This is a genomic window from Neorhizobium sp. LjRoot104, from assembly GCF_964253725.1.
Taxonomy (GTDB): domain Bacteria; phylum Pseudomonadota; class Alphaproteobacteria; order Rhizobiales; family Rhizobiaceae; genus Neorhizobium.
In genome coordinates this window covers 1,629,131-1,650,425 of sequence record NZ_CAXURS020000001.1, presented here as the reverse complement: position 1 = coordinate 1,650,425, position 21,295 = coordinate 1,629,131, and the positions used below count along the sequence as shown (strand labels likewise).

20 protein-coding genes and 1 tRNA gene are annotated in these 21,295 nt (G+C 62.1%); 8 read left to right on the top strand and 13 right to left on the bottom strand.

The features are described from left to right. Positions 1–74 precede the first annotated feature (74 nt). The 3 genes from ACSQ8R_RS08390 to ACSQ8R_RS08380 all read left to right on the top strand — a co-directional run bounded on the left by ACSQ8R_RS08390 (position 75) and on the right by ACSQ8R_RS08380 (position 3,477). Positions 75–1,010: a LysR family transcriptional regulator gene (locus ACSQ8R_RS08390; RefSeq protein ID WP_436252919.1), complete on the top strand. Its 936-nt coding sequence runs from the start codon at positions 75–77 to the stop codon at positions 1,008–1,010. A 207-nt stretch (positions 1,011–1,217) separates the two neighbouring features. After that, positions 1,218–2,423: an MFS transporter gene (locus tag ACSQ8R_RS08385; RefSeq protein WP_436252918.1), complete on the top strand. Its 1,206-nt coding sequence runs from the start codon at positions 1,218–1,220 to the stop codon at positions 2,421–2,423. A gap of 112 nt (positions 2,424–2,535) precedes the next feature. After that, positions 2,536–3,477, top strand: coding sequence for an acetamidase/formamidase family protein (locus ACSQ8R_RS08380; RefSeq protein ID WP_436252917.1), 942 nt, complete (start codon positions 2,536–2,538; stop codon positions 3,475–3,477). Positions 3,478–3,485: 8 nt separating this feature from the next. Here ACSQ8R_RS08380 and ACSQ8R_RS08375 read toward each other — a convergent pair whose 3' ends face one another. The 8 genes from ACSQ8R_RS08375 to ACSQ8R_RS08340 form a co-directional block, all read right to left on the bottom strand. Next, positions 3,486–4,235: a BA14K family protein gene (locus tag ACSQ8R_RS08375; protein WP_436252916.1), complete on the bottom strand. Its 750-nt coding sequence runs from the start codon at positions 4,233–4,235 to the stop codon at positions 3,486–3,488. Between the two features lie 145 nt (positions 4,236–4,380). Continuing rightward, positions 4,381–4,456: transfer RNA gene (locus ACSQ8R_RS08370), tRNA-Lys, on the bottom strand. Between the two features lie 232 nt (positions 4,457–4,688). Next, positions 4,689–5,618 carry a PhzF family phenazine biosynthesis protein gene (locus ACSQ8R_RS08365; protein ID WP_436252915.1) on the bottom strand — a complete coding sequence of 310 codons (930 nt, stop codon included), beginning with the start codon at positions 5,616–5,618 and terminating at the stop codon, positions 4,689–4,691. A 64-nt stretch (positions 5,619–5,682) separates the two neighbouring features. Continuing rightward, positions 5,683–6,417: an NUDIX domain-containing protein gene (locus tag ACSQ8R_RS08360; protein WP_436252914.1), complete on the bottom strand. Its 735-nt coding sequence runs from the start codon at positions 6,415–6,417 to the stop codon at positions 5,683–5,685. After that, a complete protein-coding gene (locus tag ACSQ8R_RS08355; RefSeq protein ID WP_436252913.1) occupies positions 6,414–7,523 on the bottom strand; it encodes an endonuclease/exonuclease/phosphatase family protein in 1,110 nt (369 codons plus the stop codon). The genes ACSQ8R_RS08360 and ACSQ8R_RS08355 overlap by 4 nt, the downstream gene beginning before the upstream one ends. A gap of 48 nt (positions 7,524–7,571) precedes the next feature. Beyond that, positions 7,572–8,600: an ABC transporter ATP-binding protein gene (locus ACSQ8R_RS08350; RefSeq protein ID WP_436252912.1), complete on the bottom strand. Its 1,029-nt coding sequence runs from the start codon at positions 8,598–8,600 to the stop codon at positions 7,572–7,574. Continuing rightward, positions 8,588–10,282 (bottom strand): ABC transporter permease, encoded by a 1,695-nt coding sequence (locus tag ACSQ8R_RS08345; RefSeq protein ID WP_436252911.1) that lies wholly within the window; start codon positions 10,280–10,282, stop codon positions 8,588–8,590. The genes ACSQ8R_RS08350 and ACSQ8R_RS08345 overlap by 13 nt, the downstream gene beginning before the upstream one ends. Positions 10,283–10,294: 12 nt before the next feature. Further along, positions 10,295–11,278: an ABC transporter substrate-binding protein gene (locus ACSQ8R_RS08340; RefSeq protein WP_436252910.1), complete on the bottom strand. Its 984-nt coding sequence runs from the start codon at positions 11,276–11,278 to the stop codon at positions 10,295–10,297. Positions 11,279–11,522: 244 nt separating this feature from the next. On the opposite strand from ACSQ8R_RS08340, the gene ACSQ8R_RS08335 reads away from it, so the two are divergent. Continuing rightward, positions 11,523–13,424: a CASTOR/POLLUX-related putative ion channel gene (locus tag ACSQ8R_RS08335; RefSeq protein WP_436252909.1), complete on the top strand. Its 1,902-nt coding sequence runs from the start codon at positions 11,523–11,525 to the stop codon at positions 13,422–13,424. A gap of 204 nt (positions 13,425–13,628) precedes the next feature. Here the strand turns inward: ACSQ8R_RS08335 and ACSQ8R_RS08330 are convergent, their stop codons facing one another. Next, positions 13,629–14,855, bottom strand: coding sequence for a PLP-dependent aminotransferase family protein (locus ACSQ8R_RS08330; protein ID WP_436252908.1), 1,227 nt, complete (start codon positions 14,853–14,855; stop codon positions 13,629–13,631). 163 nt (positions 14,856–15,018) lie between these two features. On the opposite strand from ACSQ8R_RS08330, the gene ACSQ8R_RS08325 reads away from it, so the two are divergent. Beyond that, complete coding sequence (locus ACSQ8R_RS08325; protein WP_436255416.1) at positions 15,019–15,228, top strand: AbrB/MazE/SpoVT family DNA-binding domain-containing protein; 210 nt, start codon at positions 15,019–15,021, stop codon at positions 15,226–15,228. After that, positions 15,228–15,617 (top strand): type II toxin-antitoxin system VapC family toxin, encoded by a 390-nt coding sequence (locus tag ACSQ8R_RS08320; RefSeq protein WP_436252907.1) that lies wholly within the window; start codon positions 15,228–15,230, stop codon positions 15,615–15,617. The genes ACSQ8R_RS08325 and ACSQ8R_RS08320 overlap by 1 nt, the downstream gene beginning before the upstream one ends. A gap of 23 nt (positions 15,618–15,640) precedes the next feature. Here ACSQ8R_RS08320 and ilvC read toward each other — a convergent pair whose 3' ends face one another. Both ilvC and ACSQ8R_RS08310 read right to left on the bottom strand, forming a co-directional pair. Then, a complete protein-coding gene (gene ilvC, locus ACSQ8R_RS08315) occupies positions 15,641–16,660 on the bottom strand; it encodes a ketol-acid reductoisomerase (protein WP_436252906.1) in 1,020 nt (339 codons plus the stop codon). 40 nt (positions 16,661–16,700) lie between these two features. Continuing rightward, positions 16,701–17,339, bottom strand: a complete 639-nt coding sequence (locus ACSQ8R_RS08310) for a TetR/AcrR family transcriptional regulator (protein ID WP_436255415.1) — start codon at positions 17,337–17,339, stop codon at positions 16,701–16,703. A gap of 203 nt (positions 17,340–17,542) precedes the next feature. Here ACSQ8R_RS08310 and ACSQ8R_RS08305 point away from each other — a divergent pair, with 203 nt between their 5' ends. Beyond that, positions 17,543–17,902 (top strand): DUF4087 domain-containing protein, encoded by a 360-nt coding sequence (locus tag ACSQ8R_RS08305; protein ID WP_436252905.1) that lies wholly within the window; start codon positions 17,543–17,545, stop codon positions 17,900–17,902. Positions 17,903–17,916: 14 nt separating this feature from the next. Here the strand turns inward: ACSQ8R_RS08305 and ACSQ8R_RS08300 are convergent, their stop codons facing one another. Next, on the bottom strand, positions 17,917–18,816 hold the full coding sequence (locus tag ACSQ8R_RS08300; protein ID WP_436252904.1) for an AraC family transcriptional regulator: 900 nt from the start codon (positions 18,814–18,816) through the stop codon (positions 17,917–17,919). 187 nt (positions 18,817–19,003) lie between these two features. Between ACSQ8R_RS08300 and ACSQ8R_RS08295 the strand changes: the two genes are divergently transcribed. Further along, positions 19,004–20,050 carry an NAD(P)-dependent alcohol dehydrogenase gene (locus ACSQ8R_RS08295; protein WP_436252903.1) on the top strand — a complete coding sequence of 349 codons (1,047 nt, stop codon included), beginning with the start codon at positions 19,004–19,006 and terminating at the stop codon, positions 20,048–20,050. A 142-nt stretch (positions 20,051–20,192) separates the two neighbouring features. On the opposite strand, the gene ACSQ8R_RS08290 is transcribed toward ACSQ8R_RS08295, so the two are convergent. Then, on the bottom strand, positions 20,193–21,266 hold the full coding sequence (locus tag ACSQ8R_RS08290; RefSeq protein ID WP_436252902.1) for a BMP family ABC transporter substrate-binding protein: 1,074 nt from the start codon (positions 21,264–21,266) through the stop codon (positions 20,193–20,195). Between the last annotated feature and the right edge of the window lie 29 nt (positions 21,267–21,295).

Sequence of the window (21,295 nt, the reverse complement as noted above, 5' to 3'; positions counted from 1 at the left end):
ACACAAGCTCACGGCATTCGACAACACTATTCCATATTTCGGAACAATGTTGCGGCGCAGCAGGAATCAGGACAATGGATCAGCTTTCAGCAATGCGGGTGTTCGTCCGCGTCGTGGAAACCGGCAATTTCACCCGGGCTGCGGCAACCCTCAACATGCCCAAAACGACGGTGACCAATCTCGTCCAGAGCCTCGAGAGCCATCTGCGCACGACGCTGCTCAACCGGACGACCCGCAAGGTGATGGTGACGACCGACGGGGCACTCTATTATGAGCGCGCAATGCAGATCATCTCCGAACTCGACGAACTCGACGGCAGCATGTCGAATTCGCAAAGCCAGCCGTCCGGGCGGCTGCGGGTGGAAATGGCCGGCGCCTTTGCCGATTTGCTGGTCATTCCGAATTTGTGCGACTTCCATACCCGTTTTCCGCAGATCAGGCTCGATATCGGCGTCGGCGACCGGCTGGTCGACTACATCGCCGAAAACGTCGACTGCGCCTTGCGCGCCGGCACCCCGACCGACCAGTCGCTGATTGCCCGCAAGGTCGGCGAGATCAGCATGTCAGCCTATGCGGCCCCGCTCTACATCCGCAAATTCGGCGCACCGGAACGCCCGCAGGATCTGGAGGAAGACCATCTAGCGGTCGGTTACCTGAATGCCCAGTCCAGCCGGATAAGATCCATGGAATTCCATCGCGACGACGAAAACGTGGAAATCACACCCCGTTACGTTGTCTCCGTCAACGATTCCCGAACCTATGTGAACGCGGCCGTATCCGGCATGGGCATCGTGCAATCGCCGCGCTTCATGGTCAGGGAAGCGGTAGAGAAGGGCGAACTTGTCGAAGTGCTCTCCGACTGGCGCTGCGGATCCCTGCCCCTCTACATCGTCTATCCGCAGACGCGCCACCTTTCCAACAAGGTGCGGGTCTTCGTCGATTGGCTCGCCAAGCTGGTCCAGAACCTCAAGGTCGAGGAAAGCCGCGAGCAGATGCGCAAGGCAGGTTAGACGCGACTTACGAATGAGGCGGCGACGGCCTTCGGAACCGCCCGGCGGGTACGCAGTTCTTGAGCGGCCCGCCTCGAGCGACGAGAATTCCGCCGGGGCGGTGGAGCGGCCAAAAAATCATGCCTTCCGCGAAGGAATTTATGCCTCGACACGCAAGGGGATGATAAAGCCTTCGCAGGTTTGTTCGATGATTGGAATATAGGCAGCATGACGCGTTGGGGACATGTCACGATCGCCGTTCTCGGCGGTATCGCCGCAGCCCTGCATGTGGGCAAGGTACCGCCCGCCATCCCCCTGCTGCGTTCCGAACTCGGCATCGATCTTGTGGCCGCCGGCTGGCTGATGGGGCTTTCAAGTGCTCTCGGCGCCGCCTGCGGCATTCTGATCGGCCGCTTAACCGATTACCTCACCCATCGGCGCGCCATGATCCTTGGTCTTGCCCTGCTGATCGCCGGCAGCCTCACCGGCGCCTTCACCCATTCGGAAACCGTGATCTTCGCCAGCCGCGTGCTCGAAAGCGTCGGTCTGATCATGGTCTCTGTCGCGGCCCCCGGGCTGATCGCAGCCTCGGTCGAGCCGCGCGACACCGGCCTTGCCTTTGCGCTCTGGGGTATCTGGATGCCGGTCGGCGTCGCGGTGATGATGATGATCTCGCCTTTCCTGCTGCCGAGCTTCGGCTGGCAGGGCTCATGGATTTTCGCCGCCATGCTGAGCCTCGTCCCGCTGGTCACGCTGTTGACGATGAGCGTGCCGAAACCGCAGGTTCCAGGACACCCGACAACCTCGTTGCTGACGGCCGTCAGCCTCACTGCCTCCCGGCCGATGTCATGGATACTGTCAGGTATTTTTGCCGCCTACAGCGCCAGCTTCATGTCGGTCTTCGGTTTCCTTCCGACGCTGTTGATCGAAGAAATGGGGATCGGCCTCGCGGCCGCATCCATCATGACTGCGTTCGCAGTGCTCGCGAACGGCGTCGGCAACGTAGTCGGCGGCGTTTTCGCACGTTGGGGCGCCCCGCGTTGGGTACTGATCGCCGGCCCCTGCGTGATGCTGACGCTGACTGCCTTCGTCGTCTTCGGCCACAGTTTCCCGCTCTGGACGCGCTACGGAGCCTCGGTGCTCTATGCGGTGTCTGGCGGCGTCCTACCCGCCACCATCATGGGCTCGCTGCCCGTCTATGCGCCGCGCCGCGACCTCGTCGGCACGTTCAGCGGCTTCGTCATGCAGGGGTCCAATATCGGCCAGGTCTTCGGACCGATGCTGCTCGCCTCGATCGTTGCGGCATCCGGCTGGCAAGGCGCTCCGTTCTACATCGCCGCCGCGACCGGCCTCGGCCTCGTCCTGGCGCTCTGCCTGCGCCAGACCGAACGCCGCATCGCGGCGACGGGGCCGGAAACCGCCAGAACGGTGTAAGAACGACCGATCCGACAGACCAGGCTTCGGGGGCAAGCCGGGCTGGATTTGCGGACTGGCGCGCACAGCAAAATCGGCTAGTCTCTCGTCTGACAAAACAAGAGAGCCAGTCATGAAACATCACGTCTCCGCCTCCTCCAAAACCTGCGCCTGGGGTTATTTCGATGCTGCCCGGGAGCCGGTGCTGACCATCGACAGCGGCGACACAGTGGTGATCGATTCAGTATCCGGCCCTGCGGAAGTTCTGCCCGGGGAAGGGTTCACCATTCTTCCCGAACATCTCGAGATCCACGAAAACTGCCGGCCGATCATGCAAGGGCATATCCTGACCGGGCCCGTGGCCGTGCGCGGCGCCAAGCCCGGACAGGTCCTGGAGGTGAAGATCCTCGATGTCGAGCTGCGCCAGGACTGGGGCTACAACGTCATCCGTCCGCTTGCCGGCACGCTCCCTTACGATTTCGAGACGCCGCGGATGATCACCATCCCGCTCGACAAGCAGAGGAATGTCGGCCGCCTGCCCTGGGGCCTCGACCTGCCGCTGGCGCCCTTTTTCGGGGTCATGGGCGTCGCTCCGCCGCCGAACTGGGGCCGCATCACCTCGATCATGCCGCGTTCGCACGCCGGGAATATCGACAACAAGGAACTGGTCGCCGGCACCACGCTCTATCTGCCGATCTTCAACGAGGGCGCGCTGTTTTCCTGTGGTGACGGCCATGGTGCGCAGGGCGACGGCGAAGTCTGCATCACCGCGATCGAGACGGCATTGCGCGGGACATTTCAGCTCACCGTGCGCGACGATCTCGATTTCGTCTATCCACGGGCGGAAACACCGACGCACTACGTCACCATGGGCATGGATCCGGATCTCGACCAATGCGCCGTGATGGCACTGCGCGACATGATCGTGCTGCTCGGCGAAAAAGGCGGCCTGTCGAGGGAAGACGCCTACACGCTCTGCAGCCTTGCCGGCGACCTTCGCATCACCCAGACCGTCAACGGCTGCAAGGGAGTGCACATGATGATGGCGAAGAACCTCGTCGAGCGCGCGGCCTGAATTGGTGATCAGCCGAACGGCGATTGGCATTGGCGGCGCGGACCGCCGGCGAAGGGCTGATAGCTGTTGTCCTCGGCCTGGTACGACCGGTAACGGTCAAAACACCATTCCTGGTGGGATCCGGCCGCGGTGTCGGCATCAATCGCCCGCGACGGTGCATAGCCTGCCGCGCCGTCATCAGCCTGTTGACTGACGCGAGCCGTCAGTTTCTCCGGAAGCGGCTGTAATTCATCCTCAATTTGCAGGGCTTGCGAAGGCGCCGGGTCGGCGGCAACGGTCTCCGTCACCGCAGCGCCTGGTGCCTGGCACTGGCGACGAGGGCCGCCGCTGAAGGGCTGGTAGCTGTTGTCTTCGATGCGGTAGGACCTGTATCGCGCGAAGCACCAATCAGCCTGCGCGGGATCGACCATGGCTTTCCTCTCTGCCTGCGGCTGCGGCACCGAGGCCGGCTGCTGCGGATTGATCGAGGCGGTCACGGTCTTGTCCACGGATACGCCCGCGGAGGCCTGACGGACGGCGGGCGTTTCCTGCTTATCGGCGGCAAGTGAAGCCGGCGGCATCGCACCGGGCAGTCGCTGGTAATTCTGCTTGACGGTGTCGACGGCCTTCGGCTGGGAGGTCCAAAGGTCCGGCGTATCCATATGGGCGAATTTATGGGGTTCAGGTTCGGCGATCACATTTGCGGTGATGATCACGCCGCTCAGGAACACCATAACGACCAGGACAAGACTCCCCAAAAGCAAAAGAATTGGCTTCATGCCGCGCTCCCATTTCGTATTGCACTCCAAATGCCGATCAGGCTCCGGAGTTCCCGTCGAAGGCGCAAAAGAAACAGGATTGGAGATCACGGATGTTGAAAGGGCGACATGCGCCCGTCTTCGTCCAACTCTTCGAAAGAGGAGATGGTGGGTGATGTAGGGCTCGAACCTACGACCCGCTGATTAAGAGTCAGCTGCTCTACCAACTGAGCTAATCACCCAAGAACCGGCTGTGCGAGGCGTGCTCGCCAGCGGTGTGAGGGGCGTATAAAGGGGATCGTTCGGCTTGTCCAGCGGCTCGGCGAAAATTATTCGTCTGACGGGGCAAAAAATCCGTCGGGGCGGATTCTGCGCCGGACTGAAACCTTCCGCGACCGAACAACCGGGGCAAAAACGAAAAATTTCAAAGTCTTAGTGCGTCATAATATCGCAATCTTCGACAAACCGCGAAATTCAGAGATAGAGCGTGCCTTCCGCGACCTTGACGGCCTGGCCGCCGATGCGGGCCCTGGCGATCTCTCCCTCCTTCACGTCGATATGGAGATGGATCAAGGATGGCCGTCCCATCTCCACCCCCTGCTCCACCAGCACCGGGTGATGACCGTCCGGGAGCGCATCGAAATGCCGGATCGCGCCGGAGAGTGCGGCAACGGCGGCGCCCGTGGCGGGATCCTCCGAAATCCCCATGTCCGGCGAGAACATCCGGGCATGGAATTTCGCCTGATGGTTCACGCCGCTGCGGCAATAGACGTAAGCCGACGCAAGCGAGCCCTCGACGAACGGCGCTGCCTTTTCCCACAAGGTCGTGTCGAATTCGAGGTTCTGCACCGTCGCCAGATTGTGCAGCGGAATCATCAGGAACGGCACGCCGGCGCTCCAGATGGAGGCGGCATGATTCTCGAAGCCGATATCCGTGGATTTTACGCTCAGCGCATCGGCGAGCCCCTGCCGGTCGAGCGGAAGCTCGATCTGCACCGGCTTTCTCGGCAGGTCGAATTCGGCAAATCCCGCCTCGCCGGCACGCAGCCGCACGGCGCAGCGCACAGGCCCGACATTTTCCTCCAGCACGCAGACAAGATCCATGTCGGGCTGCCCTGCCCCGGGCCCGCATCTGTGATTGAGTTCGGCGAGCGCCACCGCCGTTCCGACAGTCGGATGCCCTGCAAAAGGCAATTCGCGGCCCGGCGTGAAGATGCGCAGACGGGCTGCATAGGCGGCGTTCGCGGAAGACTGAACGAACACCGTCTCGGAGAGATTCATCTCCTTGGCGATCGCCTGCATTGTCTCGTCGGCAAGGTCGTCTCCGTCGAGAATCACCGCCAGCGGATTGCCGGCAAGTCGTCTGTCGGTGAAGACGTCATAGATGTTGTAGCGACGGGCCAACCACACCTCCCCGTGTTTCGATGGCGCCAAACTGCCCGACCGGTCGGCTCAAAGCAACCCCTGTTCAGCGCATCGAAGGGCCGAAAAACAGGTCGAGAATCGGGAACATCAACGGGCTGTAGGGATGCGCGCCGCGAGCAGCCGAGCGGATCGCCACCGCGCCGGCAATCTCCTTTTCCTCGTCATGCACCATATGGTCGGCGATGCGCGCCAGCATCTCCTCCGCCGTGAGGTCGAAACGGTAGAACCGGAAACCGACGACCCGGTGCCTGCTGTAGCTGGCGAAGAGCTGCGGATCCGCCTTCGCGTCGGTGAGATCGAGGCCGGTTTCTTCGCGCACTTCACGGCGCATATTGGCCTCCAGATCCAGCTTGCCGTCGGTTATGTCCAGAAGATCGAGCGAGCCGGCGGCACAATAGACCTGGCCGGGATTGGCAGTCCTTTCGCTCATCCGGACGGCGATGATCGCCCCATCGGACGAGACGGGCACGCCGAAGCCGAACAGATGGAAGGCGCCGACCGGATCGGGCTGTCTGCGCCACCACAGGAGCGTCGAATAGGGAATGACATGAGCTTCCCCGATGATCACGCCGTCCCGAAACGAAAGCCTGTTCTGCAGCACCATCTGGCCGTTGAAGAGATGCGGATTGGCCGCCGCTTCCCGCAACCAGTTCTCCTCGATCTCGTCCCGGTGGGCGACATAGAGGGGATGCGCTCCGGGCAGGACCGAAAGATCGAAGGCCTCGACCTCGAAGACGGTATTTTCGGCGGGCCAGCCGCTGATTGTCTGGATGGTCATCGAAGCTCCAGCGACATCACGACGGGGCAGTGGTCCGATGCCTTTGGCCGGTCCCAGCCGATGCGCGGAAACCGCTCGACCTCCTGTCCCGGCGGAAAGACGGTGCGATAGGGCTGACCGCCGCGGACGATCTCCGGCACGCTGTCCCGGTTGTGCTCGGCGAGCGCCGGCGACAGCCAGATATAGTCGAGCTGGCAGAGATGCTGCTCCTCCGGCCCGCGTGCGTGATAGAGCGTCCAGCGATCCATGACATCGCGGCGCTCGGCCGGGTTCAGCACAAACCCGTCATCGGTGAAGACGTTCAGCGCGCTCACCTCTTCGCGCCGCGGCTCGAACCGGTAGCCTTCGCGGCGGGTGCCGATCACCTGCACCTTTTCCTGATAGTCGTTCATGTCGCCGCAGATGGCGAAATTCTTGTCAGCCGTCCGGCCCTCGCCGAAGCGGCGCTCGACGATCTGGCGCACCGCTTTCGCCTCCGCCATGCGGATCGCCATCGTGCCGGTGCGGCCGTCCTGGCCGTCGCGGGCATTGCCCATGGATTTGAAGTGCACGACGAACAGCGAGAAGGGCTTACCCCCGACCGTGAGCTCCAGTTCAAGGCAGTCGCGCTTGAAGATCTTGTCATGCGCCTGGTTGCTGAGCGCCAGTTCGTCGTTGAAAAGCCCGAGGTCCTGGTAGGTCAGCATCGCGTGGCTGCGCACGTCCTGCACCTCGATCTTCTCGCCGCTGCGGGTCTCCTCGCGCATCAGCACGGCAACATCTATGCCGCGCGAATCATTACCCTCGACCAGATATTTCTGGCGATATCCGTTGCCGACCATGCGGTAGAGATAGCCGTATTCGAAGGCCTGCAGCGCCGGCATGTTGTCGACCTCCTGCAGGCAGAGGATGTCGGCGTCCGCTTCCGCGATCGCGAGCGCCGAAAGCTGCCGCGTGTCGTCGGTCTCGGCGATCATCCGGGCCTGTTCGAGCTGCTGGTAGACCGCCTTGTCCTGCACGTCGTAGAGCCTGAGCACCCGGTCCTGCCGGAGCTGGTTGCGCCAGCCGGAGAAATCGAAGCGCGTCATCAGGTTTTCGATGTTGAACGTGCCGAGACGCAGCGACATGGGAGGGATTCCTTTTTTCGCCAGTACCATAACCATGGCGACGCCTAGCTACAATCTCCAGGCGGCGCGGATCAAGATCGACAGACGATCACCGACCTTGACCGGCTGGCGGCTGAAGGCGCGCAATGCCTGTCCGTCCGGCAGGGCAAGACGCAACGCATAACGTTCGCCCTCGAACAGCACCGAGAGGACGGTGGCCACCTGTCCTTCCGCCGCGATTTCGACGTCCTGCGGTCGGACGAGGATATCGGCGCGCGGTTCCTGTGCGGGTCCGGCAAGGATTTCCCGCATCGCCGGCCAGTCGAAAAGCCGCTTGTCACCGAGCGGCGACGGAAGCGAGAGGATCGCCCCCTGCCCCACGAGGCCGCCGACCAACCGACCTTCCGGGCGCGCATAGATTTCCTCAGGCGTCGCCACCTGCAGCAGCCGTCCCTCGGACATCACGGCAACGTCGGTCGCAAGCGCCATCGCTTCCGACTGGTCATGGGTGACATAGATCATCGTCGCACCGGACCGGGCATGGAACTCGCGGAACGTCTCTTCCATCTCCTGGCGCAGGTGCCGGTCGAGATTGGCGAGCGGCTCGTCGAGCAGCACGACATCCGGTTCGGTGACCAGGCAGCGCGCAAGCGCGACGCGCTGACGCTGGCCGCCGGAAAGGTCCGCAGGGCGGCGGTCCGCATAGGTTTCGAGGCGGACGGCGGCAAGCGCCTCCCTCACCTTGCGCGTACGTTTCTCGCCCGAAATGCCGCGCACCTTCAAAGGATAACCGACATTTTCCGCGACGCTCATATGCGGCCAGAGCGCATAGGACTGGAAGACCATCGCCATGTTGCGGTGTTCCGGCGCCACCATCTCGCTTGCGTCCGCCAAAACGCGCTCGCCGAGCAGGATCGAGCCGTCGCTCGGCTGTTCGAAACCGGCGATCATCCTAAGCACCGTCGTCTTGCCGCAACCGGAAGGGCCGAGCAGCGCCAGGAAGCCACCTTCGCGCACCGTCAGCGATACGTCGTTGACGGCCGCACGACCGCCGATGTCGAATGTCTTGGAGAGGCGGTTGAGGATCAGCTTCGCCACGGGACCACACCTTTCGGCAGACGTTTCGCCATCAGTTCCAGCACCACCATCATCGCGATCACCATGATGACGACGAGAACGGAGAGCGCGGCGGCGATGTTGAAACTGCCGCTGTCATCGAGATTGTAGATCAGCACGCCGAGCGTCTGGGTGCCGGCCGACCAGAGCAGCGCCGAAACGGTCAGCTCGTTGCAGGCGATCAGGAATACGAGGATCACCGAGGCGCCCGCGGCCGGCGCCACCAGGGGCACGAGAATGTCGGCGAGCCGGCGCGCGAATCCGGCGCCGGAAAGCCGCGCCGCCTCTTCGAGCGAAGGATCGAGCTGCCGGAAGGCGCTGACCACCGGCTTGAGGCTGACGGCGAAGAAGCTCGAGAAATAGGCGATCAGGATGATCCAGATCGTCCCGTAGATCGAGATCCCGATCACCGGAATGGGCGCGGCGAACAGAAGGATGAAGGCGACGGCCAGAACGATGCCCGGCAGCGCATAGGGGATTTCCGCCAGCGCCGAAATGAGTCCGGTCAAGCGGCTCTTGCTGCGCACCAGGAAATAGCCGGTCAGCACCGTCACCACCAGGAGACCGAAGGCGGTGGCGAGCGACAGCGAGAGGGAATTGGTAAAGGCGGTGCGCGTCGCCGCCTGGCGGAAGAGGATTTCCCCATAGGCTTTTATGGTGACGGTCGCCGGGCTGAGCGGCACGCCATAGGCAGGCGCCAGCGAGCTTGCGACGAGAGCGATGAGCGGCATGACAAGGATCAGGAAGATCGTCGCCCACAGCAGGAGTTCGGCAAGCCAGCGCCATGCGCCGAGCCGGAACACCGCCACCTGGCCCGACAGGCCGATGACGCGGTAGTCGCGGCCGCGCAGCACCCGTGCCTCGACCATCAGGCCGATCACCGACAGAATGGCGATCAGCCCGGACAGAACCGAGATATCCGCGAATGTGCGGGGCCCGAAAGCCGCGAATTTCGAATAGATCAAGGTCGGCAATGTGTAGATCCCGGCCGGGATGCCGAGGATCGCCGGAATACCGAAATTGCCGACGCAGGACACGAAGGCGATCGCCGCCCCGGCTGTTAGACCCGGCAGGGACAGCGGCAGGATGACATCCTTCAGGACCAGCCAGGACGACGCTCCGGAAAGCCTCGCCGCCTCGACCGCATCGCGCGGCAGCGCCAAAAGCCCCGCCCGCAGCGACAGGTAGACGAGCGCGGCGTTCTGGACGCCGTAGAGCAGCGCGATCCCTCCGATGGAATAGAGCGGCTGCGGCGAGCCGAGCGGCGGCGCGAGCCCCACCGCCTTCAGGAGCGCGCTGGAAGGTCCGGTCATGCCGATCCATGCAAGTGCCGTCACCTGCGGCGGGATCATCGTCGGCAGCATGAACAGGAAACCGAGCAAAGCCTTGCCGCGGATGTCGAACAGCGTCAGCAAGAGCGCAAATCCGCCGCCGAGCACGACGGCGGCGATCATGCCGAAGAACGAGGTGGACAACGTGTCGTAGACCGACCGCCACAAGCCCGGGTCTGACAGGAGTTCGCTCGCCCCGCCACGAAAGGCGGACATGATTCCGGTCGCGGCAAGCCGGCCGAGGGGCAGCACGCTCAGGCAGAAGATCACGGTTACGACAAAAGGAAACAGCCAGCGTGGCTGGCTGTTTCCCCGATTTCGAGATTGTCTCATAAGGCGCTTATATCAGCCTTTGATGCCGAAGATATCCGCGAAGCCCTTGACGTCCTTCTCGGAATTCTTGAGCGCCTCGGGAGCGTTGATCGGCAGAACCTTGATCGTCTCGCGCGCCGGGAAGCCGGCCGGTACGGCCATGCCGTTGCGGGCTGGAATGTAACCGAGCTTCAGGAAGCCTTCCTGGCCCTTCTGGGAGAGCACGTAGTCGATGAACTTCCTGGCATTGTCCGCATGCTTGGTGGAGGCAAGGATTGCTGCCGGTTCGGTGACGGCGGATACGCCTTCCTTCGGGAAGACGAACTCGACGGGCGCGCCCTTCGCCTTTTCGCGGATCGGCAGGTAATCGACGACGAAGCCGTAGGCCTTCTCGCCAGAAGCGACGGACTTCAGGATCGCGCCGTTGCCACCGGCTGCCATCGCGCCGTTTGCCTTGAGGTTCTTGTAGTAGTCCCAGCCGAGGCTGGGGACGCCGGAGAGCGTCTGTGCGTGGATGAGGGCCGCACCCGAGGCGAGCGGGCTCGGCATGGTGACGAGGCCCTTGGCTTCCGGCTTGGCGAGGTCCGCCCAGCTGGTCGGCTTCATGGCGGCCTGGGTGTTGTAGACGATGCCGGTGGTGATCAGCTTGGTCGAATAGTAGAAACCGTCGGCGTCGTAGAGCGCCTTATCGTAGTTGACGGCTTCCGGCGACTTGTAGGCCATCAGCTGGCCGGCCTGCTTCATGCGCTCCAGCGTCACCGTGTCGGCGATCAGGAGAACGTCGGCGGCCGGATTGCCGGCCTGGATCTCGGCATTGAGCTTGGCCATGATCTGCGGCGTCCCGTCACGCACCCACTGCACGTCGAGCCCCGGATTGGCAGCCTTGAAACCATCGACGGTCGCCTGGGCGTCCTCGTTCGGCTGGCTGGTATAGAGCACGAGATCGGCAGCCTCGGCGGCGCCGGCAATCATGCCGAAGGCCACGAGGGCTGTGAAAGCGGAGAGAAGGTTCTTCATCGGAGCGTCCCTGTTCGAACAAAAGCTGCGGACGATAAGCATTCCTGCTTGACAGCCATGTGACAGACTGGAGGGCAACGCCGATCTTCCGGCATGTTTTACCAGCGGTCACCGAAATACGAAGACTAAATTTACTGTTATCCGATCATTCCCGCACAGTGGCACCGCCGACCCCCTCTACTTCAATTGTTTCGCAACCTAATCCTGCCATCTCGTGCTCCAGGGTATATTTCGGGGGCACAGGATGAAAAACCGGGACAACTGGGGCGCACGACTGCGCTATGGGTTCGACAAGAGCATGGCGGGCGGCGCGATCGCGCTGATCGGCTGGCTGGCGCTGATATCGTTGGTCGTGATCATGATCGCCGGCGCGATACTCGCCGTAACCGGCATCGCGCCGGAAGGTGCCGAGTCGCTCGGCTTCATCGAAGGCACATGGGAATCCCTGATGCGCACCTTCGATGCCGGCACCATGGGCGCCGACCAGGGCTGGAGCTTCCGCATCATCATGCTGCTGGTCACGCTCGCCGGCATCTTCGTCTTCTCCGCGTTGATCGGCGTCATCTCGTCCGGCCTCGAGGAAAAGCTCGACGAGCTGCGCAAGGGCCGCTCGCGGGTGCTCGAAGCCGAACACACGATCATCCTCAACTGGTCGCCGTCGATCTTCGACGTCATCTCGGAACTCGTCATTGCCAACCAGAGCCGCCGCAATCCGCGCATCGTCATCATGGCGAACAAGGACAAGGTGGAGATGGAAGACGAGATCGCCACCAAGGTGGTCGATCGCAAGAACACCAGGATCATCTGCCGCAGCGGTGATCCGACCGATCTCTACGATCTCGGCATCGTCAATCCGCAAACCTCGCGGTCGATCATCGTCCTGTCACCGGAAGGTGAGGACGCCGACCCGCAGGTGATCAAGACCGTACTGGCGCTGGTCAACGATCCGAACCGGCGGCCCGAGAAATACATGATCGCCGCGGAAATCCGCGACGCCGACAATGCCGAGGTGGCCAGGATCGTCGGCGGCGGCGAAATGCAGCTGGTCCTCGCCGACGATCTCATCGCCCGCATTGTGGTCCATACCAGCCGTCAGGCGGGCTTGAGCGCGGTCTATTCCGAACTGCTCGATTTCGACGGCTGCGAGATCTATACGCTCGAACAGCCCGGCCTCGTCGGAAAGTCCTTCGGCAATGCGGTGCTGGCCTACGAGAACAGCACCCTTATCGGCCTCTGCGACAAGGACGGTGCAATCCGGCTCAACCCCGACCCGAACCAGGTGATCGTCGCCGGTGATCGCGCCGTCATCATCGCCGAAGACGATGACTCGATCAAAACCTGGTCCGGCGACATGGGCATCGACAAGAATGCCATCAAGGCGATCGTCAAGCGCGGCAAGACTGCCGAGCGCACCCTGATCCTCGGCTGGAACCGCCGCGGCCCGATCATCGCGACGGAACTAGTCCGTTACGTGGCCCCCGGCTCGCGGCTCACGATCGCCGCCGACACCCCGGAATTCGAAGGGGAAGTCGAAGCACTCAACCTCGACAAGGCTCTGCTTGCCGTCGATCACCGGGTGATCGATACCAGCAGCCGCTCGGCGCTCGACGCGCTCGACATCCCCTCCTACGACCATGTCCTGGTTCTCGGCTACAGCGACAGCATGATGGCCCAATCGGCCGACACCCGCACGCTGATCACCCTTTTGCAGCTTCGCAAGATCGGCGAAAAGGCCGGCAAGCATATCAGCGTCGTCAGCGAGATGATCGACGTGCGCAACCGCGAGCTTGCAGAAGTCACCCGCGCCGAGGATTTCGTCGTCAGCAACAAGCTGGTCAGCCTGATGCTCGCCCAGGCCTCCGAAAACGAATCCATGGCGGCGATCTTCGACGAACTTCTGGATGAGGCCGGTTCCGAGATCTACATGCGGCCGATGAGCGACTATGTCGATATTTCAAAGCCGGTGAATTTCTTCACGGTGGCGCTCGCGGCCCTTCGCCGCGGTGAAGTCGCCATCGGCCACCGCCGCCAGCGGCCGGGCGATGCGGATGTCAGGAACCTCGGCGGCGTGGTCGTCAATCCGCCTCGCTCCGAGAAGACCAGCTATGCCGACGGCGACATGCTTATCGTGCTTGCAGCTGACTGAGCGACCGGCTCCGCGTCAAGATAAAGGTGCCGACCACCTGTCCGTCATGCTCGGGCTTGACCCGAGCATCTGCCGCCGTCCGTTCTTTCCGATACGCAGCAGATCCTCGCGTCAAGCTCGAGGATGAGGTCGAGAGGATGCAAGGTTCACGAACAGTATGAGCCTGCCATTTCGCGGCAGGCTTTCCGTTTCATAGCAGTTAACTCAGGCGGCAGCCTTGATCGCGTTGGAGATCAGGCGGCCGAGCCGCTTGATGCCCTCGTCGATCATCGCCTCGTCGGCGCAGGAGAAGCTCATGCGCAGCGTATTGGCATTGCTGCCGTCCGCATAGAAGGCCTTGCCGGGAACGAAGGCGACCTTTTCCGTGGCGATCGATTTCGCCAGCAGTTCGGCGCCGTCCATGCCTTCCGGCAGGGTCACCCACACGAACATGCCGCCTTCCGGACGCGTCCAGGTGGCGTTCTTCGGCATGTATTTGTCGAGTGCCGAAAGCATCGCATCGCGGCGCTTGCTGTAGACAGCCTTGATCTTGGCGACCTGGGCATCGAAACCGCGCGAGGCGACATGCTCGATGGCGATCTGGTTGATGGTCGAGGAATGCAGATCGGCGGCCTGTTTCATCAGCACCAGCTTGCGGATGACCGGCATCGCCGCAACCACGAAGCCGACGCGCAGGCCCGGCGCCAGCGTCTTCGAGAAGCTGCCGCTGTAGATGGTGCGCGTGTTCTCGATACCGCCCCGGCGGGCGATGTCGAGCGCCATGATCGGCGGAATGGCCTCGCCGTCATAGCGCAGATGCTGATAGGCCGCGTCCTCGAGGATTGCGATATCGAGTTCGTCGGCAAGCGCCAGCAGCTTTTCGCGGGCCGCAAGGTCGATGGTCTCGCCTGTCGGATTGGAGAAATCCGCAGACAGGTAGGCGAATTTGACGCTGCCGCCGGTCTTGGCCGCGGTGTCGCGATAGGCCTCCGGCGTACGGTTGCCGTTCAGCGACAGCTGATCGTAGTTCGGCTCATAGGCATTGAAGGCCGACAGCGCGCCGAGATAGGTCGGCCAGGTGACCAGCGCCGTGTCGTTCGGCGACAGGAACAGCTTGCCGAGATAGTCGAGCGCCTGCTGCGAACCCGACGTGATGAAGACGTTGTCGGGCGTGCAGTCGATGCCGATCTTCGCCACGTCGCGGGCGATCCACTCGCGCAGCGGCTTGTACCCCTCGCTGACGGAGTATTGCAGCGCCGAACCGACCTGAGCGCTGGAAAAAATGTCCGAATAGGCTTCCTTGAACGCCACATCCGGGAAAAGTGCCGGATCCGGAATGCCGCCCGCGAAAGAGATGATATCGGGCTGGTCGAGCAGCTTCAGCAGTTCGCGGATTTCAGAGGCGCGCATGCGGCTGGAGCGCGTCGCAAAGATTTGTTCCCAATCAAGCACGGGATGTTTCCTCTTATTTCAATTTTCTTTGTCGGAACTTTACACAAAGATCGATAGGTCAGCAAGACTGACCTATCGGGTTGCGCCGGATTTTTTCGCCTTTGATTTTGTCCGCAACGACGCTATCTTACACATAGTCTATCGATCCGCAGAAGGTAAGATCATGGCCACTGCAACCTTATCCTCGAAATTCCAGATTTCCATACCCAAGGAAATCCGCGAAAAGCATAATTGGCAAGCTGGGCAGCAATTTGCTTTCATCCCGCAAGGCAAAGGGGTCATTCTCGTGCCGGTGCCGACCCGCGAGGAACTTTACGGCATGGCCGAAGGCGCCGATACCTCGAATTACCGCGACAGGAACGATCGATACTGATGGCTCGCGTCATCGACAGTTCGGCATGGATCGAGTGGCTTTCCAAGACCGCTACCGGCATTCAGATGAATGCCCAGATCCCTCAGATTTCCGACTGCATAGTGCCGACAATCGTCCAGTTGGAGGTCTTCAAATGGCTGGAGCGGGAGCGCAACATGGGCGAGGCCCAAAGCTTCCTGGCCTATACGACATTTGGGCAAGTCTTCGTCCTGGATACGAATATAGCCAAGGAAGCTGCAAGGTTGTCGGCGGAATTCAAGCTGTCGACAGCCGATGCGATCATTTATGCGACCGCCCGTCTCAGCGATTCAGACCTTCTGACCTGCGACAAGCATTTTGAAGACCTGCCGCATGTCGTCTATGTTCAAAAGCCGGGAGCGGAGCATTAACTCCGCCCCCGAACTTCAAAAGCTTAGTTGACGCTCTTGTCGACCAGCTTGTTCTTGCCGATCCAGGGCATCATGCCGCGCAGCTTGGCGCCGACTTCCTCGATCTGGTGGCTGTCGTTCATGCGGCGGATGCCCTTGAAGCGCGAGCCGCCGGCACGGTATTCCTGCATCCAGTCCGAGGTGAACTTGCCGGTCTGGATGTCTTTCAGGACGCGCTTCATCTCGGCCTTGGTTTCTTCGGTGATGATGCGCGGACCGGTGACGTATTCGCCCCATTCGGCCGTGTTGGAGATCGAGTAGTTCATGTTGGCGATGCCGCCTTCATAGATCAGGTCGACGATCAGCTTCACTTCGTGCAGGCACTCGAAATAGGCCATTTCCGGCGCGTAGCCGGCTTCGGTCAGGGTTTCGAAACCAGCGCGGATCAGCTCGACGAGGCCGCCGCAGAGAACGACCTGCTCGCCGAAGAGATCGGTTTCGCATTCTTCGCGGAAGTTGGTTTCGATGATGCCCGAACGGCCGCCGCCGACGCCGCAGGCGTAGGAGAGCGCGAGTTCAAGCGCGTTGCCGGAAGCGTTCTGGTGAACGGCAACCAGGCAGGGAACGCCGCCACCCTTCTGGTATTCGCCGCGAACCGTGTGGCCCGGGCCCTTCGGGGCGATCATGACGACATCGACCGAGGACTTCGGCTCGATCAGGCCGAAATGGATGTTGAGGCCGTGGGCGAAGGCGATGGCAGCGCCGTCGCGGATATTGCCGGCGATTTCGGCCTTGTAGATGTCGGCCTGCAGTTCGTCCGGGGTCGCCATCATCATAAGGTCGGCCCACTTGGCGGCTTCGGCGACGGTCATCACCTTGAAGCCGTCGGCTTCAGCCTTCTTGATGGTGCCGGAACCGGCCTTCAGCGCGATCACGACGTTCTTGGCGCCCGAGTCCTTGAGGTTCAGCGCATGCGCACGACCCTGGCTCCCGTAGCCGATGATGGCAACGTTCTTCGCCTTGATGAGGTTGATATCGGCATCCCGATCATAATAAACGCGCATCGTATTTTCCTTCCCTATGCGTGAGGTCTGTTGATGATTGTCATCGTCCAGCGGAGACGCCGAGCGCGTCCGCCGATTGTTTTTGCGTGCCGTGCAGGGTGAGGAAGGCTGCAACAGCCTTCTCCGCCTGGCGCGCATTGTCCTTGAGACCCGGCTCGCCGAGCAGCATGCGCACATGCAGGTCGGAAACGATCAGGCCGTAAAGCGTGTGATAGGCAGCATCCGCATTGTCGAAGCGCAGCAGCCCTGCCCTTTTTCCCTGGTCGATCAGCGCCATCGCGCGGCGGTCGATCTGGCGGCGACCGTGTTCGAGCAGAAGCTTCCCGAGCTTCGATCCCTCGCGGGTCGCCTGGCCGATCGCCAGACGATTGAGCGCCAGCGACACGTCGCCGGCCAGAACCTCCAGCAGATCGCGGGCAAAAAGTTCCAGATGGTCACGCAGGAGATCTGCCGTCAGCCGCTCGCCCGAACGCTCGAAGGTGCGCACCTTGGCCGCCTGGTGGGCGATCATCGCCGCCAGCAGGCCCTCGCGGTCGCCGAACCACTTGTAGAGGCTTTCCTTGGAGCAATTGGCGGCGCGGGCCAGACCGGAGGTCGTCAGCGCCTTCTCGCCGCCTTCCACGAGCAGCCGAAGCGCCTGTTCCAGAACAGCGTTCTGGCGCGGCGAAAATTCGGGCATGTCGGTGGTATCGGCTCTCACGGTTCTCAATCCTTTTGCGTACCGTACGGTACGGTTCCGCTCGTATAAAGCATCCGCCGCCGCCGTCAAGTCCGTTCTTCGCTGTTGTGCGCCAGGGACCAAGCTGGTCATCAGGCATGAAGGATTCTACGCTAGGACTTCCGGAGGGCGATGCAATTGCCCGAACGATCAGGGGGACCTTCATGAACCGGATATACGGCACGATTGCCGCCTTCGCCTTCCTTGCCTTGCCCGTTCTCGCCCAGGCTGCCGAAAACCGCTGCGGCTGGCTCCAGAACCCCACGCCGGGCAACTGGTGGCTGGATGACGCCGAGGGCAACTGGCCGATCCGATCGCAGGGAAGCGAGGATGAACCCGAAGGCATGGACCTCATCCCCGACATTTCCGAACGCGACTATGTCAGGACCAATGGCAGCTACGGTTACGCCTGCGCCTGTATGAAGGTCGATACGGATGACGAGCGGATCACGAAAATCTATTCGTTCAAGCAGCTCAAGCTCGCCCAGTGCCGCAATGACAAGGCGCTGACGGTCCCGGGCTGACCGCCGGTACCCGGTTACTCTGCCGCAAGGATGGCGTCCACGTCACGCAGCGGCGACACGCCGTAGAGACGGCTGTATTCGCGGCTGAACTGCGACGGGCTCTGATAGCCGACCCGGTGGCCGGCGCTGCCGACATCGAGCCCTTCCAGCAACATCAGCCGCCGCGCCTCGTGCAGGCGCAGCTTCTTCTGGAACTGCACCGGCGTCATCGCCGTCACCGACTTGAAATGGTGATGCAGCGAAGACGGGCTCATGCCCACATGGTCCGCCAGATCCTCGATCCGCAGCGTGCGATGGAAATTCGTCCGTAGCCAGGCGACGGCGCGGGCAATCCGGTTGCTGCGGCTTTCCGATGTGGCGATATGCAGGAGCCGTGCGCCGTCCGGCCCAGAGAGGACGCGGTAGAGGATTTCCTGCTCGATGAGCGGCGCCATGGCCGCAATATCCGCCGGCCGGTCCAGGAGCCGAAGCAGCCGCGTGGCGGCATCGAGCAGTTCGGGCGGCGCGACATTGGAGACGATGCCACGCATCGCATCGGTATCGGCACCCGGCCTCGGAACGTCGACACGTTCCAGAAGGGCGGAAAGCCTGTCCGGATCGATGGCGAGAACGAAGCACAGATGCGGCATGTCCGGACTTGCGGCCGTGACCCGCGATGTCACCGGCAGTTCGATCGAGGTCAGAAGATAGTCGCCGACGCCGTAGTCGATCACCTCGTCGCCGAGCTTGACGCTCTTGGTGCCCTGCAGGACCAGGCCGATACAGGGCCGATAATCCATGTAGAGCGGCGCGGTCGGGATCGACCGTCGGCTGAGCACGAGATTTCCGATGACCGTGAACACTTCCCCATCCTTCTGAACGTGACGAGCAGCGATTGAAGCCGCCTCGTGATAGGGATTGAAGGGCAAAGTCATGGAGCCTCCGGAATGATCAAGCGAGCGCTTTTCCTATGCCGACTTGCCCCCGAAACCAACAGGCAAGCCATCACTTTTGCAGGATCGTGCAAAAAGCTCGCAGGATCGCTCTAACGCTGTTGCGGGGCCTGGAGGCATAGTCCGCCCGTCCAATTCCCTCCCAACCCAGCAGATGAATGGAGCTCCCATGGCTATTGCAAAAGGCTATGCCGCGACCGACGCGTCGAAACCGTTGACGCCTTTCACCTTCGAACGCCGCGAACCGAATGCCGACGACGTCGTCATCTCGATCCAGTATTGCGGCGTCTGCCATTCCGACATCCACCAGGCCCGCAACGAATGGGGCAATTCGCGCTTTCCGATGGTGCCAGGCCACGAAATCGTCGGCACGGTGACGGCCGTCGGCTCGGCGGTCTCGAAGTACAAGATCGGCGACAAGGTCGGCGTCGGCTGCTTCGTCGACAGCTGTGTCGGTTGTGCGATCCGCGACCTCGACAACGAACATTACATGCCGGGTCTCGTGCAGACCTATAACGACGTCGAAGGCGACGGCACGACGCCGACCTATGGCGGGTATTCCGACTCGGTGGTCGTCAAGGAAGGTTATGTCCTGTCGATCCCGGACAACCTGCCGCTGGACGCCGCAGCCCCACTGCTCTGCGCCGGCATCACTCTCTACTCGCCGTTGCGCCACTGGAATGCCGGCCCCGGCAAGAAGGTCGCGATCGTCGGCATGGGCGGGCTCGGCCATATGGGCGTCAAGCTGGCGCATGCCATGGGTGCCGACGTGACCGTCCTCAGCCAGTCGCTGTCGAAGAAGGAAGACGGCCTGAAGCTCGGCGCCGACGCCTATTACGCGACCAGCGATGCCGAGACCTTCACCAAGCTCGCCGGCACGTTCGACCTGATCATCTGCACGGTCGGCGTCGCGATCGATTGGAACGCCTATCTCGGCCTCCTGAAGGTCAACGGCTCCATGGTACTCGTCGGCGTTCCGGAACATGCCGTGCCGGTGCACGCCTTCTCGCTCATCCCGGGCCGCAAGAGCCTGTCCGGCTCGATGATCGGCTCGATCAAGGAAACCCAGGAAATGCTGGATTTCTGCGGCAAGCACAACATCGTTTCGGAAATCGAGACGATCAGAATCGATCAGATCAACGAAGCCTATGAGCGCGTGCTGAAGAGCGACGTGCGCTACCGCTTCGTCATCGACATCGCCTCGCTGTCGGCCTGAAGCCGATAGTATTGAAAACAGAAAGGGCGGTCCACGGACCGCCTTTTTTTTCCATGCCGGCCATTGCCGGCGCTGAGATGCCGGCGCTCGCCGCTTGAACCGATTCCGTGATCGTTTCCTCGGCTGCGCCGGCCGCTTCGCTTTACTTCGGCAGCTTGTCGTCCACGCCTTCGATGTAGAAATTCATGCCGAGCAGAACGCCGTCCTGTGCCTTTTCGCCGGCGGCCAGCCACGCCGTGCCGTCCTGCTTGTTGATCGGGCCGGTGAACGGATGCAGTTCGCCCGACTTGATCTTGGCTTCGGTCTCTTCGGCCATCGCCTTCACGTCGTCCGGCATGTTGGTATAGGGCGCCATGGTCAGGATGCCGTCCTTCAGGCCGTCCCAGATCTGCTCGGACTTCCAGGTGCCGTCAAGCAGCGCCTGTGTGCGCTTGATGTAATAGGCGCCCCAGGTATCGACGATGGCGGTCAGCTGCGTCTTCGGGCCTGCCGCGATCATGTCGGAGGCCTGGCCGAAGGCGAGGATGCCGCGCTCGGCGGCGACCTGCATCGGAGCGGTGGTATCGGTGTGCTGGGTCAGGATATCGACGCCCTGGTCGATCAGCGCCTTGGCGGCGTCGGCTTCCTTGCCCGGATCGAACCAGGTATTGGCCCAGACGACCTTCAGCTTGAAGTTCGGGTTGATCGACTTGGCGCCGAGTTCGAAGGCGTTGATGCCCATCACCACTTCCGGGATCGGGAAGGAGGCGATGTAGCCGGCGACGCCCTTCTTCGACATTTTCGCGGCGATCTGACCCTGAATATAGCGGCCTTCGTAGAAGCGCGAATTGTAGGTCGCAAGGTTCGGCGCAGCCTTGAAGCCGGTCGCATGCTCGAACTTCACATCGGGGAACTTCGCAGCGACCTTGACCGTGGCATCCATGAAGCCGAAGGACGTGGTGAAGACCAGCGAGCAGCCGGAGCGGGCCATGCGTTCGATGGCGCGTTCCGCATCCGGGCCTTCCGGCACGTTTTCGAGGAAGGGCGTTTCGACCTTGGCGCCAAGTGCCTTGTCGAGCTGCTGGCGACCGAGGTCATGCGCCTGCGTCCAGCCACCATCCGTCTTCGAACCGACGTAGATGAAACAGACCTTCTTCTTCTCCTGGGCCTCGGCGCCGGTCGAAAAACCGCCCATCAGGGCGGCCGATGCGGCAAGGGCGATAATCAGCTTCTTCATTTCCTAACCTCTATTGGCTTGAAGACGTT

Excerpts from the sequence above, each read along its gene's own strand:
- ACSQ8R_RS08390 (WP_436252919.1), top strand. The coding sequence starts at position 75 with ATGGATCAGCTTTCAGCAATGCGGGTGTTCGTCCGCGTCGTGGAAACC.
- ACSQ8R_RS08385 (WP_436252918.1), top strand. The coding sequence starts at position 1,218 with ATGACGCGTTGGGGACATGTCACGATCGCCGTTCTCGGCGGTATCGCC.
- ACSQ8R_RS08380 (WP_436252917.1), top strand. The coding sequence starts at position 2,536 with ATGAAACATCACGTCTCCGCCTCCTCCAAAACCTGCGCCTGGGGTTAT.
- ACSQ8R_RS08375 (WP_436252916.1), bottom strand. The coding sequence starts at position 4,235 with ATGAAGCCAATTCTTTTGCTTTTGGGGAGTCTTGTCCTGGTCGTTATG.
- ACSQ8R_RS08360 (WP_436252914.1), bottom strand. The coding sequence starts at position 6,417 with ATGACCATCCAGACAATCAGCGGCTGGCCCGCCGAAAATACCGTCTTC.
- ACSQ8R_RS08355 (WP_436252913.1), bottom strand. The coding sequence starts at position 7,523 with ATGTCGCTGCGTCTCGGCACGTTCAACATCGAAAACCTGATGACGCGC.
- ACSQ8R_RS08345 (WP_436252911.1), bottom strand. The coding sequence starts at position 10,282 with ATGAGACAATCTCGAAATCGGGGAAACAGCCAGCCACGCTGGCTGTTT.
- ACSQ8R_RS08340 (WP_436252910.1), bottom strand. The coding sequence starts at position 11,278 with ATGAAGAACCTTCTCTCCGCTTTCACAGCCCTCGTGGCCTTCGGCATG.
- ACSQ8R_RS08335 (WP_436252909.1), top strand. The coding sequence starts at position 11,523 with ATGAAAAACCGGGACAACTGGGGCGCACGACTGCGCTATGGGTTCGAC.
- ACSQ8R_RS08325 (WP_436255416.1), top strand. The coding sequence starts at position 15,019 with ATGGCCACTGCAACCTTATCCTCGAAATTCCAGATTTCCATACCCAAG.
- ACSQ8R_RS08320 (WP_436252907.1), top strand. The coding sequence starts at position 15,228 with ATGGCTCGCGTCATCGACAGTTCGGCATGGATCGAGTGGCTTTCCAAG.
- ilvC (WP_436252906.1), bottom strand. The coding sequence starts at position 16,660 with ATGCGCGTTTATTATGATCGGGATGCCGATATCAACCTCATCAAGGCG.
- ACSQ8R_RS08310 (WP_436255415.1), bottom strand. The coding sequence starts at position 17,339 with ATGCCCGAATTTTCGCCGCGCCAGAACGCTGTTCTGGAACAGGCGCTT.
- ACSQ8R_RS08305 (WP_436252905.1), top strand. The coding sequence starts at position 17,543 with ATGAACCGGATATACGGCACGATTGCCGCCTTCGCCTTCCTTGCCTTG.
- ACSQ8R_RS08300 (WP_436252904.1), bottom strand. The coding sequence starts at position 18,816 with ATGACTTTGCCCTTCAATCCCTATCACGAGGCGGCTTCAATCGCTGCT.
- ACSQ8R_RS08295 (WP_436252903.1), top strand. The coding sequence starts at position 19,004 with ATGGCTATTGCAAAAGGCTATGCCGCGACCGACGCGTCGAAACCGTTG.
- ACSQ8R_RS08290 (WP_436252902.1), bottom strand. The coding sequence starts at position 21,266 with ATGAAGAAGCTGATTATCGCCCTTGCCGCATCGGCCGCCCTGATGGGC.